General features: G+C 48.5%; 10 protein-coding genes. All 10 read right to left on the bottom strand.

Annotated features, from left to right (window positions below):
* Positions 1-10: 10 nt before the first annotated feature.
* Positions 11-4387 (bottom strand): DUF2341 domain-containing protein, encoded by a 4377-nt coding sequence (locus tag KJW29_RS34865; RefSeq protein ID WP_214628098.1) that lies wholly within the window; start codon positions 4385-4387, stop codon positions 11-13.
* 84 nt (positions 4388-4471) lie between these two features.
* Entirely contained in the window at positions 4472-6088 is a 1617-nt protein-coding gene (locus tag KJW29_RS34860; RefSeq protein WP_214628097.1) for a response regulator, read from the bottom strand.
* 5 nt (positions 6089-6093) lie between these two features.
* Positions 6094-7866, bottom strand: coding sequence for a sensor histidine kinase (locus KJW29_RS34855; RefSeq protein ID WP_214628096.1), 1773 nt, complete (start codon positions 7864-7866; stop codon positions 6094-6096).
* Positions 7867-7890: 24 nt separating this feature from the next.
* The gene (locus tag KJW29_RS34850; RefSeq protein ID WP_214628095.1) at positions 7891-9579 is read right to left on the bottom strand and encodes an extracellular solute-binding protein; all 1689 of its coding nucleotides are present in this window, start codon (positions 9577-9579) and stop codon (positions 7891-7893) included.
* Positions 9580-9631: 52 nt separating this feature from the next.
* The gene (locus KJW29_RS34845) at positions 9632-10522 is read right to left on the bottom strand and encodes a carbohydrate ABC transporter permease (protein WP_214628094.1); all 891 of its coding nucleotides are present in this window, start codon (positions 10520-10522) and stop codon (positions 9632-9634) included.
* A gap of 15 nt (positions 10523-10537) precedes the next feature.
* On the bottom strand, positions 10538-11560 hold the full coding sequence (locus KJW29_RS34840) for an ABC transporter permease (protein WP_214628093.1): 1023 nt from the start codon (positions 11558-11560) through the stop codon (positions 10538-10540).
* Positions 11520-14291 carry an FG-GAP repeat domain-containing protein gene (locus KJW29_RS34835; protein ID WP_214628092.1) on the bottom strand — a complete coding sequence of 924 codons (2772 nt, stop codon included), beginning with the start codon at positions 14289-14291 and terminating at the stop codon, positions 11520-11522. The genes KJW29_RS34840 and KJW29_RS34835 overlap by 41 nt, the downstream gene beginning before the upstream one ends.
* 201 nt (positions 14292-14492) lie before the next feature.
* Entirely contained in the window at positions 14493-15689 is a 1197-nt protein-coding gene (locus tag KJW29_RS34830) for a M24 family metallopeptidase (RefSeq protein ID WP_214628091.1), read from the bottom strand.
* Positions 15690-15760: 71 nt separating this feature from the next.
* Positions 15761-16807 carry a phosphotriesterase family protein gene (locus KJW29_RS34825; protein WP_214628090.1) on the bottom strand — a complete coding sequence of 349 codons (1047 nt, stop codon included), beginning with the start codon at positions 16805-16807 and terminating at the stop codon, positions 15761-15763.
* 29 nt (positions 16808-16836) lie between these two features.
* Positions 16837-18897, bottom strand: coding sequence for a hypothetical protein (locus tag KJW29_RS34820; RefSeq protein WP_214628089.1), 2061 nt, complete (start codon positions 18895-18897; stop codon positions 16837-16839).
* Positions 18898-18900 lie beyond the last annotated feature (3 nt).

Below are 18900 nucleotides of genomic sequence, written 5' to 3'. Positions count from 1 at the left end.
CCCTTATCTCTTATTGAATAGTTCTCAGTAAAATACTCAACGCTTCTGCTCTGGTCGAAGCTTCACCTGGAGCAAAACGGTTGCCGCCGCGTCCTTCGACCAGTCCGCGAGCAGCCGCCTCGGCAACCAGGGGCTTGGCCCAAGCCGGAATCGCTGCGTCGTCCGCAAAGCTCGTAGCCGACTCCATGCCGATAGGGAGCCCCAGCGCGCGCACTGTTATAACAATCATTTCTGTTCGAGTTATCCTCGCATCCGGACGGAAGGTGCCGTCATCATAGCCCTGTATGATGTTCGATTTCAGCGCCTGCGCTATGGATAGCAGAGCCCAGTCCGGGATATGCCCGCTATCGGCAAACGACAACGGCAACTCTTCATCGGCCTCCAGCTCCAGCGCGCGGGCAAGCATAACGATAAACTCGGCTCTTGTCAGCTCTTTATCAGGCTTGAACATGCCATTGGGATAGCCATTGACAATCCCTAGCCTTACCGCCTCATAGACGGCTGCCTGACTCCAATGTCCGGACAAATCGCTAAACGATACGGCGGGTTCTGTCGATTCAAGCGGCTTGGCGAAGACCGCGAAGGTTGCCAAACGATCTGTTGCCGCCGAAATAAAATCACCTTCAACCTTTCCTCCGATTTCAACCCAAACTTTTTTCTCTTCATCATAGTAAGCAATAACAGGCAGTTGATGATCTTCAAGCTTATCCCGATCAAACTTCAGCTTGATCGTTGCCGGCTTCTTCAAGCTTCCTGCTGCATTTTTCGATACTTTAAAGGCAGGACTTAACCGGCTCCATTCCGGATGCTGGAGGACGCCAGCTTCCTGAAGCTTTGAAATGGCGATGCGCATTGCCCCGTCCGAGGCTCCTGCCGGAATCGTCAATTCTATTTCATTATTGCTGCTTAACGTCCCGCCTTCCCCGGCAGCCATGTTCCATTCATTAGCGGTATTGCCGCCAGTTGGAGGCCATGTCGATCCCGATGACTCTCTGAGCTGCATACGGAATCGGTTGGAATGGGCCTGTGCCACATTGCCGTTCATATCGGACGCGCGAATATGCAAATACCAATCGCCGGACACGTTCGACAAAGTAATCGCACCGCTTAAGCTAAATGCTTTCCAGCCTGTATCCGGAGCTGTCTCGCTCTGTGCCCAAACATACATAAGCCGATCGGCGTCGATGCCGCTCCAATCATCGGTTACCGCCGCTTGGACCGACGCTTCGTACAGCAAGGTTTCACTGCCGTCTGGAGAGAACGAGATTGCCGGAGCAGTCGTGTCCGTCTCTTCGACCGCCGCTTCCTCATCTCCGATCAATCCGGCTTGCGGCAGCTCCACGGATAGATCCTGAATCATCACTTCATCCACATAGACTTCCGTCCCAAGTCCAGAAGCGCCGGATGAGACCATCAGATGGTTAATGACTTTACCGGGATGAGCAGCCTCTATCGTTCCCTTGAATGCATCATTCACATAGACGTCGGCCAGTCCACTATCCAAATCAAAATCAAGACGAATTTTATGCCATTCATTAAACGTCAAGCTTGTCGGCGTCGCCAGCTCATGGAACTCGATCGGCTGGTCATACTCCGTGATGACGCGCATAATCTCTTGCTGCGGCGCTCCGAAAGTAAAGGCCGTATCCGAGTAGTTTTGGTGGATTTTTACATAACGCGCTTCGATATCCAAATGCTCCAGCCCAATCGTAATATTGCCGTCTTCCTTCTCGAAGGTCCATCCTTCCAGAAGCGTCCAATCCCCCTTGTTCATATCGCTGACATACACTTCAAGGTTCTGCTGCTGTATCCGATTTCCCGGCAGGTTGTCCGGCGGCTGCGGTTTATTATATTGCTTGCTGTCATTCAACTGGATTTCGCGAAGCTTGGCAGCCCGGCCAAGATCCACGCCTACGCTGCGATCCTTGTAATCTAGCGCAAACGGGAAAGCATCCGAGAAATTGGACAAGTTGCCGGTCAGCGGGTTGCTGTCCGGATTCACAAAACCTACTTTGACCGTCCCGGTGGAAGAATTTATTTCCGTATCCGTATATTTCAACGATCCGTCGGAATCGAGCTGCAGGATAAAACCGGCACCGAGCGCATTCCAATGCTGCGAGTATCCTTCCTGCAAAGAAATAAACAGATCATTGTCGAAGCTCTCTCCATAGACCGAAAGCTGCACGCTCGCTTTCCGGGTTGCCGGGAACAGCCTTGATCCGCCCGTCACTCGCTGGTCGTCAATATTGTCGTGAATATATAGCGATCGATCTCCTTGCTTCGCAACAGCGTCACTTGTCGTAACGACTCCGGAGTTAGCCGTCTTCCACCAGTAATCATTGGCCAGACTTGTCCCGTTGTCAGGCGTAATTCCGCTATGTTCATACTCGAAGCTATCCAATGCGCCATGGCTGTAGCGCAAATAACGGTCAAAATCCTCTACCAGCATTGAGAAGGCCCCCGTCAGTCCAGGCCACGTGAACAACCGAGCATCATCGCCTGCCTTTACTCCATCCGCCTGAACGACGTTGCGTTTCTCATTCTCGGAAATCCAGCCCGGCGTGGACAAGCGAGTGCGTCCAGTCAGATCATGATAGCCCTGCCAGGTGAGCGTCTCATCATCGCTGTATGCAATGGTAAGATTGTTGCGATAATAACTCCCCATTCCTTCCGCATTATGCCCTGACCATGTCAATAAAATATTCCCGTTGTCATCCCGCTGCATGGCAGGGAACGTATTGGTGCTCATCATTTCGCTGTCCGCGACCGGGGACCATGTCAATCCTTCATCCGCCGATGAGCTTGTCCCAAGATAATAGATATCCGACCTTTGCTGACGCAGGAAAGTCTTTAAACTGCCATCAGCCAATTCGATAATGGCAACCTCCGTCACTCCGCCCTCCCCGCCGATGGAAGGAATCGTAAGCTCGGAAACGCTCTTCTGCCAAGTGCCCCCATTATCGTCCGAGTATAGGAAGCTGACGCCAAAGGTACCGTCATCTCCGATGACATGGGAGAATGGCGCGATGATCCTTCCAGAACTATGACGAATCGGATTCGTATAAGAGATCATATAATGAATCGGCGCCCCGGAAGCTGTTTGCAGGCCCGTTATTCGCGCTGGTTCGCCGAATAGCGGCTTTTGTCCGTCAAATCCGGTTGATTTGACGACATACATATCGTTGCGGCACACATCGATGGACAAACAAGTATTGCCGCCGCTCCATACGCCAAAATAATGATGGACGGCAAAGAACAAATAAACCTCGCCCGTATCGGGATCAACATAAGTTCCGGTAGGGAATTCATATAAGTCGGAGCCCGCCGCTGAAACAGGCAGAATAATCGTTTCTTGATCCGACCATGTCTTGCCCCCGTCAAAGGAGTAATTGGCCAGTATGCCCGCGTCATTCGAGCCCGCCACGGTCATCAGCGTGCCATCCTTCAATCGCACCGGCTTCAATTCCCCTGATTGCTCCGCAATTGTTTTGTTGCCGTACTCGATTTGCAGCGCTTCCTGTGCTCCGCCGCGGAAGGAAGCCGCCGGGTTGCCGTAATACATATAAATTTGTTTCGTTTCCTCAGGCTGCATTTCAGGAATTCGTACGTAGAATCCTGCATCATCCATATAGAAGTGCAGCTCTTGGCCACCGGCCGCAAAGCGAATATCGCGATAATCGGCTTGCAGCTTCCCATCGGCAATCAATTGCGCGGTTCCCAGATCCTCCTTAGTCAGATAAACCGCCCGATCATTGATCACCTCGGCATTCGGATTGGAGACAGCTATCGGCTTTTGATACAACCAGCTTTGTCCATTGCCGGCCGTCCAGCGTCCTTGCGGCAGCTGATACGCTTTAATCATCTCTTGCAGGCTGTCATTATAAAAAGTGCCTTTCGTATCATCAAAATGGTTGTGAACCTTTACATAACGAGCTGATTCCGAAAAATTGTACAAAATGACACGGTTGTCCACTTTAACGAAATCCCAATCCTTTACTTTGCTGTACGTCTCATTATCCGAGCTGATGTATAGGGACAGATCGCTCTTCTCGACTCGGTTCGACGCATTCGCCGCTTCAAGTTCGATGGTGTTCACAGCCGCGATTGCTCCAAAATCGACGCCGATGCTGCGATACTGATAGTCCAGCTCCATTCTCCCGCTATTGCCGAAGCCGCTTAGCTGTCCCAGCTCCGGATTGGCGTCCTTATTCGCAAACCCCGCCGTTGATGCAAGCAAGCCGGGGCCATAACCGCTATAAAGATCGGCTTCTTCCGGCTGCCCGCTTGCCATCGCCAATTGCGGTATAGCCAAGGCCAGAATCATTCCTATGCTGATGTAAAACTGGAGCTTGCGAAATCCATTGCGAAGTAACCGTTCGCTTCTCATTCATTATTCCTCCCAATCGTTATTTTGTAACCGCTTCCTCACTGATTATAAAAGGAGTCCATCATTCGATGAACCCCTTAACATTCAGATCATAGCGGGAGGAATTATTGTTCTTGCGCTCATGATTCTGTATTCGCTTGCGCTCAAGCCGGTATGCTGCTTGAATTTTTTATAAAACCAATCCAGGTCGTTATAACCGACGGCATAAGCCACCTCGTAGACCTTCATATCGGTAGAGCTCAATATTCTTTTTGCGTTTTCCATGCGAACCTGAAACAAATAATCGTTAAAGCCAATGCCTGTTTCCGCTTTAAATAGCTGCCCCAAATAGGCCGCGTTCATATACACTTGAGTAGCTATATTTTTCATGCTGATGTTGTCGGCATAACGTTCATTCGCTAATCGCTTGGCTACTTTGACCGCATTTTCCGATGACAGCTCGCGATGGGACTTGATCAGCTCAGCTGTTTCCTGCACTTTGGTCCATGTAATTTGGAACAGATCCGTCAAAGATCTTGCCCCCATAATGCGTTCGTAATCGAGTTGTCTCGGATTGAACAGCTGCTCATAATCAATCCCTTGTTCCTTAACAAGCCGAAACAACTCAATGAACAGCTCCAAGATCATAGTTTTAATAAGATTCGAATGCACTTGATTTTTCGCCAATAACTCCCATCTGCGCGCAAGCAGTTCTCTTAGTTGCTCATTGTCCTGCTTGTCAAGCTGCTCAATAAGCTCATTGGCATGGAGCCAGTTCTGTTCATCATCATTCGCCTCTTTCGAGAACAGCCTTTCTTCCGAAATAACGCTTTGCTTGCCGAAAAAGAATTGCTTGTCCAGCATTCGTTTCGCATCCTCATAAGACTTTACGGCTTCATTCATTGCATGAACCAGCTTGCCTATGCCGAATGTGATCCCGATTTTTGCGTATTGCCGCACATGCTGGCTCATCAGGCTGATTTTTGCAATAACATCCGCGCGCTCCACCTCGTCTACATCCGAGTATAAAACGATTCCGTATTTCATATCCGATTCTTCGAATAAACAGCCGCATAACCCAATAATATCTTCCATGACATTACGCGCGGCAAACCGTTTTATTTGCAGATCATTATCCGTCATAGAAGAGTCGTTCCAGGCTTCCGAGTCCAGCTCCGCCGCAATGCAGCAAATCCCTGAGCGCTCTCTAACATGTATATCTATCAGCTTAAACCGTTCCGTCACTTCTTCCGCATTCATGAAACCGTTGGCCCATTCTCTGGCAATGCGTTCCTTCGTTGCAGACAAACCAAAATGCAGCTTTTTGTCCAGCATCCGTTCATTTTCCAGCTCGGCTGCCACGGTTTTCAATAGACGCACCAAGTCATCTTCCTCAACCGGCTTCAGCAAATAATCCTTAACGCCCAGTTGCAAACCCTTCTGTGCGAATGAGAAGTCCTCATAACCGCTCATGATGATAATCGGAACATCGGATAATGCGCGCAGCTGCGCAATCAAATCCAAACCGCTCAATACCGGCATCTTCATATCAGTGACGACCAGGGCGTAATTGCCGTCATGAAAAAGATCGAGCGCCTGCTGGCCGTTCGTCGCTTCGCCCGCGATCGTGAAACCAAGCTGCTCCCAATCCAGCAAATATTTCAGCGAAAGCAGCGCCCCCGGCTCATCATCTACAAGAAGTACGTTATAGATGGCTCCCAACCTCCTTATGTTTGCGGCTTGTCTAGCGGAAGGTTAATGATAATCCTTGTGCCTTCTCTAGGCTTGCTTTCAATGATCAGACCGAAGTTCGGGCCAAAGCTCTGACGCAATCTTTGATGTACGTTGCGCAGGCCAATATGCAGCGAGTCATCCTTCTTCTGATCTGCGGTTTCGAGCCTTTGTCTTATTGCCGTCAAGTGATCGCACGGAATGCCTGGACCGTTGTCCTCCACGACAAGTCTGCATTGCTGCTCATCAAAATCCGCCCGAATAACGATCATTGTTCCGTCGGCGCTTGGCTCCAGCGCATGGACGATCGTATTTTCCACCAATGTCTGCAGCGACAGCTTCGGTATAGCGACATCATGCAGCCGCTTCGGAATGTCGATTCGGAAGCGAAGCCTGTCAGAGAATCGGAAAGCTTGAATGTTCAAGTAAGTCTCGATAATGTCCAATTCTTCCGCTATCGTAATCATCCTGCCGCTTTTGCCCAGCACATTGCGAAAGGATTTAGCCAATAAATTAACAATTTTCGCATTTTCGCGATCTCCCTTCATAAGGAGATTACCGCGAAGCGCATTTAAAGTATTAAACAAATAATGGGGATTCACTTGTGTCTGCAAGGCGTATAACTCGGACTCCTTCGTCTTCAGCTCCAGCTCTTTGCGCCCCAGTTCCGACTCGTACACCTCGCGAATAAGCCGCTGCATGCGCTGCACCATCTCGTTGAACCTGAAGCCGAGCTTGCTTACTTCGTCATTTCCTTTAATCGTTTGAATCGGCTGCAAGTTTTCGAGGCTGGTTTTTCTCATTTTTATGGACAGCTCTACCAATCTTCTCGTTAATCTGGACGATACCACATAGTTTGCAATGACGAATATAGCTAAAGTTGCAACGAACAGAACGAGAGCCGTCGTTCGAATCGCATTCGTGCCTGCCACCAGGGCATCTAGCCGGGTAAGGAAGACGATTTGGATGCCATCTACGCTATTGCGCGAATCCAGGACGCGGCTGGTTAGCAAATATTCCTGATCGGCCATACGTACAAGCTGGCCGTCGTCATTGGCATTCATCTCGGGGAAAAACCAGTAATCCTCCAAGCGGGCTGCCCCTGCATGGTCAGCAGCATTGTCAAATACAACCTTCCCATCCGATAAACTAAACACGATTTGATTCGGATTATCCTTCGCTTTTATAAAGTCCACCAGCACATTGACATCCACATCGATAGAAACGAATAGACATGCTTTCATATCCAGATGGTTAAGCCTTTGCGATAAGCGAAGCAAGTTCTCGCCACCCGCTCCCTTCTCCAAAGTCCAGGAACGAAGCGACCGATAGCTTGGCGCGGAAGTGTCGCATCCGCTTCTCCTCGCCAATTCGGGAGCCTCCGACAACGGCCTGACAACCCCTAATTGAAACGTATCATTATTGGTAAACAGTTGAAAATTGACAATCTCTTTCGTTGAACGAATCGATTCCATAAGCGGGACGATAAGCTCCGTGTACTCCGTATGCTGCAACGCCAAAGAATGAATGTCTTGAAGCAGAGTAGCCTGCAGCGAATCATCCATGTACAATACATCGGCAGTCTGTTCGTAGGTCTTCAAGAGACTGTCCACATTTTCCGTCATTTGCGAAAAGGAGTTGCTATTGCTCTCCATGATCTTCTCAAGAATCATCTGCCTGCTAAAATGCTCGAAAATAAAAGTAAGGGAAGTGAGCAGCAAAATGACGACTGCGCCGTTCGACAAAAACAGCTTAGTGCGGATACTCATTCTGCTCCCCCTCCCCTATATGATTTATTTCCCTATATGGCTATATCGCGCAGTAGCCTCTTTCCACAATTTTGTATACGCTTCCTCGACTTTCTTGATTCCCGCCTTTTCCAGCGCGCGCGTGGTTTCATTCCACTGCTTTTCGAACTCCTCTTCCGACGCGGAGAAAACAATCTTGGCCGTATCGCGGTTCCAAATTTGCTTAAGCCGCTCGGCTTCGGCGCGCACTTCCTCCACATCGCCCAGTTGTCCAAGTCCGTGAAGAATAAAGTTCACCTCGGGAATGAAGTCCGCCCACACTTCCTTGCCGTACTCCGCCAAAACTTCTTTTGTTCTTTCATCGTATTTCTCTCTGACGCTATCTCTCGTCGTAGGCGTGGCATAGTCTCCATCGGCCAACTTCGTTCCGTGCGCGAAATACATCGATGTGCCGTAGAATGGCGTAACGATTTCGCTCCAGATCAAATCCGGGTTGGCGGCGACTCCTTGCTTATACTCTTCTTTAATGACCCGCTTACCGTCTACGACTTCATAATGACTGCCTTCAATTCCCCAGTTAATCAAAATCTGCGCTTCATCGGTAAACATATAATCAAGCAGCTTGATTACTTCTTCCGGATGCTTGGATTTTGAGGTAATCGCCCAGTTCCAGTTAGAACGCGTTGCCGCAGCCGTGAAATTTTTATTTGGCTTGGTTGCATCGAACACAAGCGGGAAATAAGCGTAAAGATCATCAAAGTTGCCTGCCGCCCGGATAACCGGCTCTACTTCCGGCTGCATGTACCAGCTTGGGAAAGCGCCCGCCAAAACTCGGCCTTCCGCCAGCCTTTGCGTCATCGTATCATTTTTCAAAGTAAAAAATTCTTTGTCCAGCATGCCGGCGATATGAAGCTTATTCAAAAATGCGAGATAGTTTTTCGCCTCTTCCGATGTAAAGATATGCTTCACATTATCGTTTTCGTCGATCGTAAAGTCCCCGTGATTTTCCAATCCGCTCGTAGTGAAGATCGGACCCGTCGCATTTTCATAAGTATTGTCATTATAGCTAAAGCCGGAGAAAGGAATGGTCGGCTGTCCATTCGTTTGCGGATGCTTCTCATAATAATCCTTCAGCAAGTTGAACAAATCATCCATTGTTTTCAGTTCGGGGTATCCCGCTTCCTCCAACATTTTATAGCTGACAGCGAACTCCGATTGCATCGTCGGCGTAGGCTCATCTGTTATGTTGCTGACATAAAGCGACCAAATATGTCCGTTTTCGTCTTTTAACAAATCGAAGTATTCTCCGAAATGCTTCTTAATATTAGGGCCATGCTCTTCTATCAAATCCTCCAGCGGGATTATTGCGCCGGCATCCGAATATTTTTTAATGTAATCCGGCTTTAAAATGACCGTATCGGCCGGATAATCGCCGGAAGCGAGCCATAAGTCGAATTTTTGATTGCGATCTCCCGTTACTGTAACCAGGTCAAATTTAAAGCCTGATTTTTTGCTTAGTTCCGTCATGACCGGATTGTTCGCATCCAGATTCGGATACAAGCTTGCCATCTGGACCACAACGGGCTCTTTCGGCACCGCCGATTGTGTCCCGCCATTCGTTTCTCCCGGCTTATTCGTCGGGGCAGTGCCGTTCCCTCCATTGTTCCCCCCGCTGCAGCCGGCAGCCACTGCAAATACAAGCACGATGACGAGCAATCTGAACATTTTGTTCATGATAACACCCTTTCTAGTTTTTAATTATATCATCGGGTTTCCCCCAAAGATATCATTCCTTCATAGCGCCAAGTGTCATGCCCTTGATGAAATACTTCTGCAAAAATGGATAGACGAACAAAATTGGCAGCGTCACAACCATCGACATCGTAGCCCGGATGGACTGCGGCGTTGTAAAATTCAATATCGCGTCGTCGGTCCCGGACCCGATACCGCCGGAAACCTGCTCGGTTGTCTGCATTAGAATCTGCATGAGTTGATATTGCAGCAGCGTCAAGCTTTCTTTGCTGTTGTACAAGAAATTATCGGTCCAGGAATTCCAATGTCCGACGGATATAAACAAAGTAATGGTTGCAATGACAGGAAGACTGATCGGCATAACAACGCGGAATAAGGTTTGCCATTCATTTGCTCCGTCCAGCTTGGCCGATTCAACAAGCCCGTCAGGCAACTGGTCAAAGTAACTCCGCATAATCATCACGTTAAACGCGCCGATCAGGCCGGGAATAATGTAAACCGCGAACGTATTGGTCAATCCCAAATTTTTGATCATCAAATAGATCGGAATGATCCCGCCGTTTACATACATGCTGACCACAATGATGGTATTGAGCGATTTGCGAAGCATATACTCTCTGCGGCTTAATGCGTAAGCAACCATAATTGTGCACATTACGGACAATCCGGTTCCAATCAAGGTTCGCAATACGGAGAGAGCGGCGGAATCGAATAAACGGTCATTGCTGAATATAAGGCGATAATTGTCGAGCGTAAACTCTCGCGGCCATAAATAGATTCCGCCGCGCATCGTATCGAGCGACTGATTCAAGGAGACGGCTAATAGATTCAAAAAAGGATACAATGTCGCTATGCCCAGCAGCAGCAGCAGCGTATTGTTGAAAACGTTGAATATCCTGTCCCCGACTTTAGTTCTGCTTCTCATATTGTGCCTCCTTCCCTACAGAACGGTAGACTGGCCAACCCGCTTGGCCCATGAATTGACGAGCAATACCAGTACGATGCTCACCACTGATTTGAACATGCTGATCGCGACCCCGTAAGAGTAATCCCCGATTTGCATGGAGTAATTGAGCGCATACAAGTCAAGCACCTGCGAATACTCCATGACCAGATTGTTGCCGAGCAGCATCTGTGATTCATAGCCGGTCGCGATCAAGTAACCCGTGTTCAAAATAAGCAAAATGCTGGCGGTCGGCATAAGTCCGGGCAAAGATATATGAATCATTTTGCGGAAACGTCCCGCCCCGTCCACATCGGCGGCTTCATAAAGCGCGGGATCCACGCCGGCCAGCACCGCCAAATAAATAATTGTGCTCCAGCCCAGCTCCTTCCAGAAGCCGGCCATCGTATGAATGACCCAAAACCATTTTTCCTTGGATAGAAAAAATACCGGCTCATCCACGATGCCAAGCCAGATTAGCAGCTCATTAAGCGGCCCGAAATCCGGAGACAGAACAAGCGTAACGATGCTGGCAATGACGACCCAGGAGACGAAATGCGGAATATACGTAATCGTTTGAATCGTTCGTTTGAACAGTCTCGACCTCACTTCATTAAGAAAAAGCGCCAAACCAATCGCTCCTGCGAAGCTCGTAATCAGATGCATCAAACTCATCGCCAACGTATTTCGAAGAACGGTATAAAACCAATCATCGTTGAACAGTTTTACAAACTGATCGAATCCAACGAATTCACTGCCGAAGATGCCCTTCCCTATGGAATATTTCTGAAAAGCCATAATCCAGCCCCATAAGGGCAAATAACTAAATAGGGCCAATATGCCGACAAACGGCACAGACATCAATATGAGCTGGTATTGCTGGGCTAATGTTTTCCATTTCTTTTTGCGGAGGTTGTTCTTTAGACCGGCATCCGTTTTTATCGCTTTCGCAGCAGTTTGTTCGATGATGATCCCCTCCTCATTCGTGATTGCTCTGATGCTTTTGCGCCTGCGTTTCATAATCAAGGGTCACTTCGCTAACACGGGGAGTGCCGCCGCTATTGACGGCTCCAAGAGCTAATCGATATTGTACCCAGTTGCCCGCATGTTTGCCTGCGGACCACTTGCCGCCCCTCTCGAACCAGCTTCCCTCTCCATCGACGCCGGACCAGTTCGCCTCCTTCAGCGCTTCTTCATTCGCGGCGGTTCGGATTTGCGCTTTAACCCACGTTTTTACTGGTATGGTTGCAAGCCAGTCGATTCCGGTTATGACGCAGCCTTCCGGCAGTGCAACAGGGCGTGATTCATAGTACTCTTCGGGACCGCGGTCCATCATGTTGCCAATGTCCGAATGCGTCATTCCGTGCGGTCCTGTCGTAGGCAATTCCGTCCGGTTGTGCTCGTTAAATCCTTTCGGACCGTTCCACCATACAAAGGACATGCCCGGATGATTCCCGAATGTCTTATGGTTGGCCATCGCCAAATCGATATATCCGTCCTCATTGAAATCGGCAGCCAGCACGCCGGCGACGGAATGACCGAATAGTCGCGTCCGCTTGTCCACTGAATAAGTTCCGTCCGGCTCCCCCCAATAAATATACGAGTCGATATCGCGTGTTCGGGTTCCATGATAGCAAGCGACAAATATGTCAAGAATGCCGTCATTGTTAAAATCCGCTATCGCGAGATCCGCGGCGAAGTGCGCTGGCAGCTCCGTCCTTCTGTCATTGGAATACCCGTCAGGGCCACCCCAGTAAATATAAACAAAAGTGCTGTAAGGATCGCCTGCGTCCGGCCCTTTGTAACCGCCTACAATTAGATCAAGCCAGCCATTGCCATTTAAATCCGCCGCGCGGGAGCTGATTCCCGATCCTTCCGGCAGTAATGTGCGCCGATTCAAATCAAATCCATCCGGCCCGCCCCACAGGATGAGCAAATCATCGGTTGCTCCACAGTCCGGTATGACGAGATCCAGCCACCCGTCATTATTTAGGTCCGCAAGAGTCATGAATCTCGGCTGTCTGTAGGCAACTCCGTCAATAACTAATGGAATGCGCACCGGTTCGTCGACAAACCCTTTCTCCGAGCCGTAAAAGATTAACAATTCGTCGTTGTTGTGGCCGACAACAATAAGATCAAGCCACCCGTCCCGGTTAAGATCCGCACAGCAGCTGCTCATCGAATGTTTTGTCGGCAGCTCCACTTTTTGATCCGGACAAAATCCGTCCGGACCGTTGTAGAAGACGAATGAGCCATTATCCATATGCAGCGCGTTCTCATTGCTGTTGGTCATAAACACATCCGCGAATCCATCGTCATTAAAGTCGCAAATTCGCAGCTCTGTCGCTGCCCAGCCGGTCAATTCCAGCTTTCGCTCAGGGGAGAAGCCGTCCGGTCCGCCCAAATAAATAGAAGATGGCACGTCGCCCAAAATCCGATTGGACAAGTGATTAAGGAAAATAACTTGCGGATTCTCCCTATCCATCGTGCGGGCGACAAATACACCTACGGCGCAATGTGTTTCAAACCGCAGCGGCGTCTCTTCCAAGCCAGCCTCTGATCCTCGGTAAATAACCGATTCATACGTGTACATCGTTTCCGTCTTATCCTGGCATACGATGATATCTCCATAACCATTGCCGCTCAAATCCGCTATTTCAATGTCATAAGCGCTTTTCGTCGCGAATGAGGTTCGATTTTCGTTGGAGTATCCCGCTGCCGTATCCCAATAAATCCATGATTTCTCCGCCCCGTCCCGATCCGGCTGCCGAGATGCGAGTATAATATCTTCGCTGCCGGTTCCTCTTACATCGCCGATCGCCGCGCTTGTCACTTTACCGCTATCGAGTACAAGCGGCTGGCCAACGCTCCGGTTCCTATCGATGGGAATGAATACGGATTGTTCCCCGCGGCATACGAAGATATGCGGAGTTCCTCTCCATTGCAGCACTTTAAGCCTAAGAGCTTGGGATACGCTGTAAACAAACAGGCTTCCGGCGCCGGCTCCGCTTGCCGCACTGTCAATGCTCGCTTCGATCGCGTCGTTCCCTGTCAAAGCGGGGTCCAGCCATGTACGGGATTCTACCTGGATGCCATCGGGTCCCCCCCAATAAATAACGATCTCGCTATCATTCGTCCGAACGATCAGATCGTCGAAACCGTCCCCATCCAAATCAGCCGAAACGATTGTATCAACGGAGTGATCCAGCTCCACATCCATAAATCCTTTCGTTCTAAATCCCCGCTCATCCTGAAAAAACAACCGCAGCTTCTCGAAGCTGACAAATGCGATGTCCTTGCGCCCATCCCCGTTAAAATCTCCAATCGCGACACTTTTGCAAGATGGCGCCCATAATTGAAGCATCCGTTTCGTGCTGTACCCTTGCGGCGAACCATAATAAATTTGAGCGTATGTGTAATTGGACGCGCCGTCATACTGATTGCCGATAACAAGATCGTCGTATCCGTCATTGTTCAGATCGCCGACAGCCCCTGTATAAGCGCCTTCAGTCGGAATTTCGATTCTTTCTTCCCCGTTAAGCGGGTCGACATACACATATGCGGGAACCCGCAAGCTGTCATCGTGGGAATTGGCAAACGGCAAATCGATAAAGCCATCCCCGTTTACATCAAACTGGTGAATCCGCTGAATAACGCCTTTTTGCGACACATATATGTTCTGTCCCGCATTCCCGAATTTCCCTTTGCTAAACGTATCAAAGCCTTTTTCCTTAATCGCTCCGCGAATCACATTCCAACAACTCCTTCTATCCAGCTGAATTCATTATATAATCTTGTTCTCGATCAAAAACCATGGGAACATTCAGTTCATGGCAGGGGTATTTGCAGTAAATGAAAGAAATATAAAAAAGCGATCAGGAGATTTCACCTGATCGCTACTTGTTATAGCTCGCTTTGCCTTTGTAAGGAAGATAGCCGTCTACAATGTTGACTAAGTAACCTTTACAACCCCGCTTTCTTTCCAAGTGCGGCTAAGCTGTCGAACGAGCTTCGACATCGATTCAAAGCCGTTTTCAGTAACGAGTAGACTTTCCTCGATCCGATTGGAGCCATGCGGATGGCCGAATAGACTGACATCTGTATTCACAGTCATCCCCGCTTCGAATACGGCAGTCGAATTTTCGTCTGGATAAGGAGACTCAGCTTCTGCGAGTCCGCAGCCATGCAGCGGCGGATACAGATCGTATTCCGTCACTTCGTTATCCTTAAAAAATTGCTTGACTGCACGAACGACTTCGCTTTGTTTTGCTCCTGCTTTTATGTTGGATAAGGCTATATTTTCTGCATCGACCAACAGCGTAATGAACGCTCTCTGCTCCTCACTCATCTCGCCCGCCACGAATGGAAAGTTCAACGTTGCGACATAGCCCTCGACCTGAACCGCAATAGCCGCCATAATCATATCTCCTGGCTCTATTACTTTTCTTGTCGGTCTTCCGATAATCGTATGAACGCGTGCGCCGCTTGTCAGCAAGCAGAACGGAATATATTCAGCGCCTTGTCTTGTACACTCTCCATGAGCGAGCGATGCCAATTCCAGCTCCGTCATGCCCGGTCTTACTTGCTCAATCATCAGTTTGTAGCCTGCATCGGCAATACGGGCCGCTTCCTGAAGGCAGGCAATTTCACCAGCTGACTTTGTCATTCTTAACTTGAATAACAAATCGCCAGCATCTATGATCTCGGCCCCCTCCGTGCTTTGTTCTATAATCTGCATCAAAGGAACAGGTATGGCGTCAATGCCTACGATTCCGAATCTTCGAATAGGGTTGAAACTGCTAAGCTCCTTATAAATTGCCGTTAAGCTCGTATAATTAGCCATTGGATATTCAATCTTATCCGGTACTGTAACGCAGTTGAATTCAGAAAGCAATCGCACATCAGGCCAAACCGTCATCTCGCGACAGAACATTTCGCCTTCCGGCGCAGCAATGACGATAGGCTCGCCTATTAGCGGAATGACGACCGCTCCTCTTTCAAATAAGGGCCAATAGTTGCTCATATAGCGTAAATTCTCTTTGCGATATTCATCCCCGTAAATCAAGCAAGCTTGAAGCTCGCGCTCTCTCATCATGTCCTTCAACCGCTCGACTCTGACCATGTACTCTTCTGCAGGTATTTTAATCATGACAGCTTCACTCCTTTATTAGCTATATATTTTCATGCAGCCCGACTAAATCGTTGCCTACCTTCTTCTTCTCAATCCTTGCCGTTGTCCAAAAATGCAGCCGGATTGGCAATCATTAATGTATCGATTTGCTCCATCGTTATCCCTTCATCCAGCATCATGGGAACAATATTGGTAATCATGTGGTCATATCCCCAGCCGCCGTAGCGATGCAATCCGATCTTTAAACACACATCATTGGAGATTAAAATTTGCTTCAAATAGCCATCGTCTATAAGGGCTTTAAGCGTTCGCACACGCTCAATGTCGCGAGCAAACAAACCCTTCAGCACGCTTTTATGACGGTGATCCGCATAAAATTCTTTGCCAAAATTATCAAACTCAATGGTGGCGCCTCGATCCAAAAGCGCTTTCAAATAATCAAGATGAATATCAACATCGATATGATTGATGCAAATTTTACCCGGTTCTGCTCCATGTTCAGTCAGCAGATTAATCACTTCAAGACCTCTCCTTGCCCACAAATCCGTATGCACATGAACGCCTAATCCAGATTGCTGCTGGACGATTGCCGCTGCGATCAACGTTTTTTGCTCATTCGGATGCAGGATTGCACTCGTTCCGATTTCACCAATAATGCCTGCACGAATAGTAGTTCCTTCCATCCCATATCGAATATCGTTGTCTATCTCTTCGGCAATCTCATCTATCGTCCTTTGCTCCATATCGGGTGGATGTGTAGCATGAACATAATAGCCGCAGCCAGCCACAATATAGACTCCCGTTGCATGCGATAACCCGGCGAGAAGCGCAGGATCACGGCCAATATCTCTAAGCGTCAGGTCTACGAATGTTTTCCCTCCTGCTTTTTTGAAAGAAAGCAGCTCTTCAATCGCAACATCCTCTTCATCGAGGACTGCATTGTCCAATACGGCATATGGATTGCGCTGCAGTCGTCCCATATTTGACAAACTCACCTTTTCTTGAGACAGACGAACCTCTGAAATCGCTTGAGGCCTCGGGATAAGTGCACGCAAATCAATAAAAGCATGCTCATGCGGCAATACGATTCCCAACTGATCCGCAGCAACTTTTCCAGTCACGGTCATTACTGACATAGCTTCAATCCTCCATTGAAAAACAAAATCTATTGCTGCAAAGTTGCAGCTTCCTCAGCCTGAATTTCCAACTCTACGATTACCATTCCTCTTCCCGGAACATACAATCTGAACCGTGAACCGTCTGTTGCGATTGGAATACCCGGAAATTCGGTTAGAATGTTTATTTTATCGATAGAACGTCCCGCGTCCAGAATGGCTGATTTGTAGTTCATATGAAGATTTCTAATCAAAATTCGCCACCGATTGGAGTTCATTTGTAAAACAACCGTTCGGATATGTTTTTCATTCCTAATGACTTGCGGTGCCCCGGCAGTCTCTATTAATGTCTGTACAATGCGCTGCAGAAATTGTTCCGTTATCGGACTGTAATAAAGGCTGTCCAACCAAGACTTGGCATCGTTGATTTCGTCCAGCACCTTCAATCGCTCTACTTCTTTGTTAGCGCCGCCGCCATTCGACTCCATGAAGAAGTAATTGATTTCATCCGTTTGCCCTCCGCGTATGATACAGAATCGTTGGTTCAACTCGCCTTCAATGGTTACTCCTGCCGCAAGCAAAGCTTGAGCTATGGATTCCGTCAACCATCCGAGCATCGTCACAGATCCATTACGATAGTTAAGGACATCGTTCAACTCATTCTCCGGAAGCAAATGAAGATTCGTAACGACAATGGCACCGGTCGTTTCCTGCAAATCCTTCACGTTTACAACACTATGGACGGGAGCGCCTCTTGCAATCCAATCGGTGGCAAATTTATGGGCTGGCCAATCGCGCGTCACGATATAATGCTTTAGAGATTCGTGCAAAGCTTGGTCGGACCATACCAAACTAGCCCCAACGAGCTGCTCTGCTGCATTGTGAAACCCCAAATTCCAGCGATTGATAAGCCAGTTCCAGCCATCCTTGTTAATTCCATCACCCAAACAAGCCATAAATCCATCTGAACAGCGGCGCAGTCCTGTAGGCCCTTTTATATACACATTGGAAAATGAATAAATATCCCTCTCCAGGACAGTTGGCGCATGGCTAAGAGCGTCCCATTGCTCGTTCGTATCTTGAATGGCATTCAAGCAAATGAGCTTCGTATCCGGCACATAAGCTTTAATCATCATAATCATCGACATAAACTCATTGCCTGGTTCATATTCCGTCTCGTCTGCGCCGGCAGATAGTGATGCGCCGACAGATTCAACAATAAAGCCATCGATTCCCGTTGCGGCAAGCTGCTTATAATCGACGCCATAGCGGTATAAGGCTTCGAAAGGGTCGCGGGTCCACGCTGTATTGACGTAGGCCTTCTTGCCTTGCTGACGAATAGCAGCCATAATTTTATGCCATAGCCGAGCCCACCGTGCACCATGAAATTGAATCCATTCGAGCCGCCGATGCTGCCAGATCCAATCCGCTCTTTTCCCCATTTTGGCTGGATTATTGTCGCAAATGACTGTCAGCTCATCCTGAGCTGCCAAGCCTCCATATTGAACGAATTGCTCTACCATATCATCCGAATAATCGGCTTCAGCAAGACTTTTCCTTGGACTTGTATACCCGTCTGCACCATGATAGCCATCGAATCCATAATCCAGCATGACGACCATCAAATCTCGTACAAAGAAATCCTCATAATAGCTACCATCCTTGAATCTTTTCAATGGATTAATAACGGTTAGCGCTTGGCCCGATTTATTCATCTCATATAGCTCCGGATGCGCTCCGCACCACTCGCTTTTTCTTGGCGTTTCACCTTGTTCAACGCGAAATAAATCGAAGAAACTGCAATAAACCTCTATTCCATGCTTCTGAAGCTCTTTAATTAAATTTCGCAGCTGATAGTTAGTCCATACCTGTCTGTTTCTCTCTTTGCCATAAGGACGTGCTGCATAAGAACAAACTTCAATTGGAAGAAAGGTTTCGTCATTCATTCCTTCATGCGCGTGTACAAAATCCGGTGTGAATAGCAACAAGCTTACAGCTAAAGGTACAAATCCCGTTCTCTCCAGATAGGCAGGAACTGCGAAGTCGTTTTGGGTATTATCAAATCCAATCAATTCAATCCATATCCACTTTTCATATAATGAACGACTCATCTA

The organism is Paenibacillus agaridevorans, assembly GCF_018604145.1.
Lineage (GTDB): Bacteria > Bacillota > Bacilli > Paenibacillales > Paenibacillaceae > Pristimantibacillus > Pristimantibacillus agaridevorans.
Note: the sequence above shows the minus strand (reverse complement) of the source record. Positions and strands in the feature narration are given on the sequence as shown.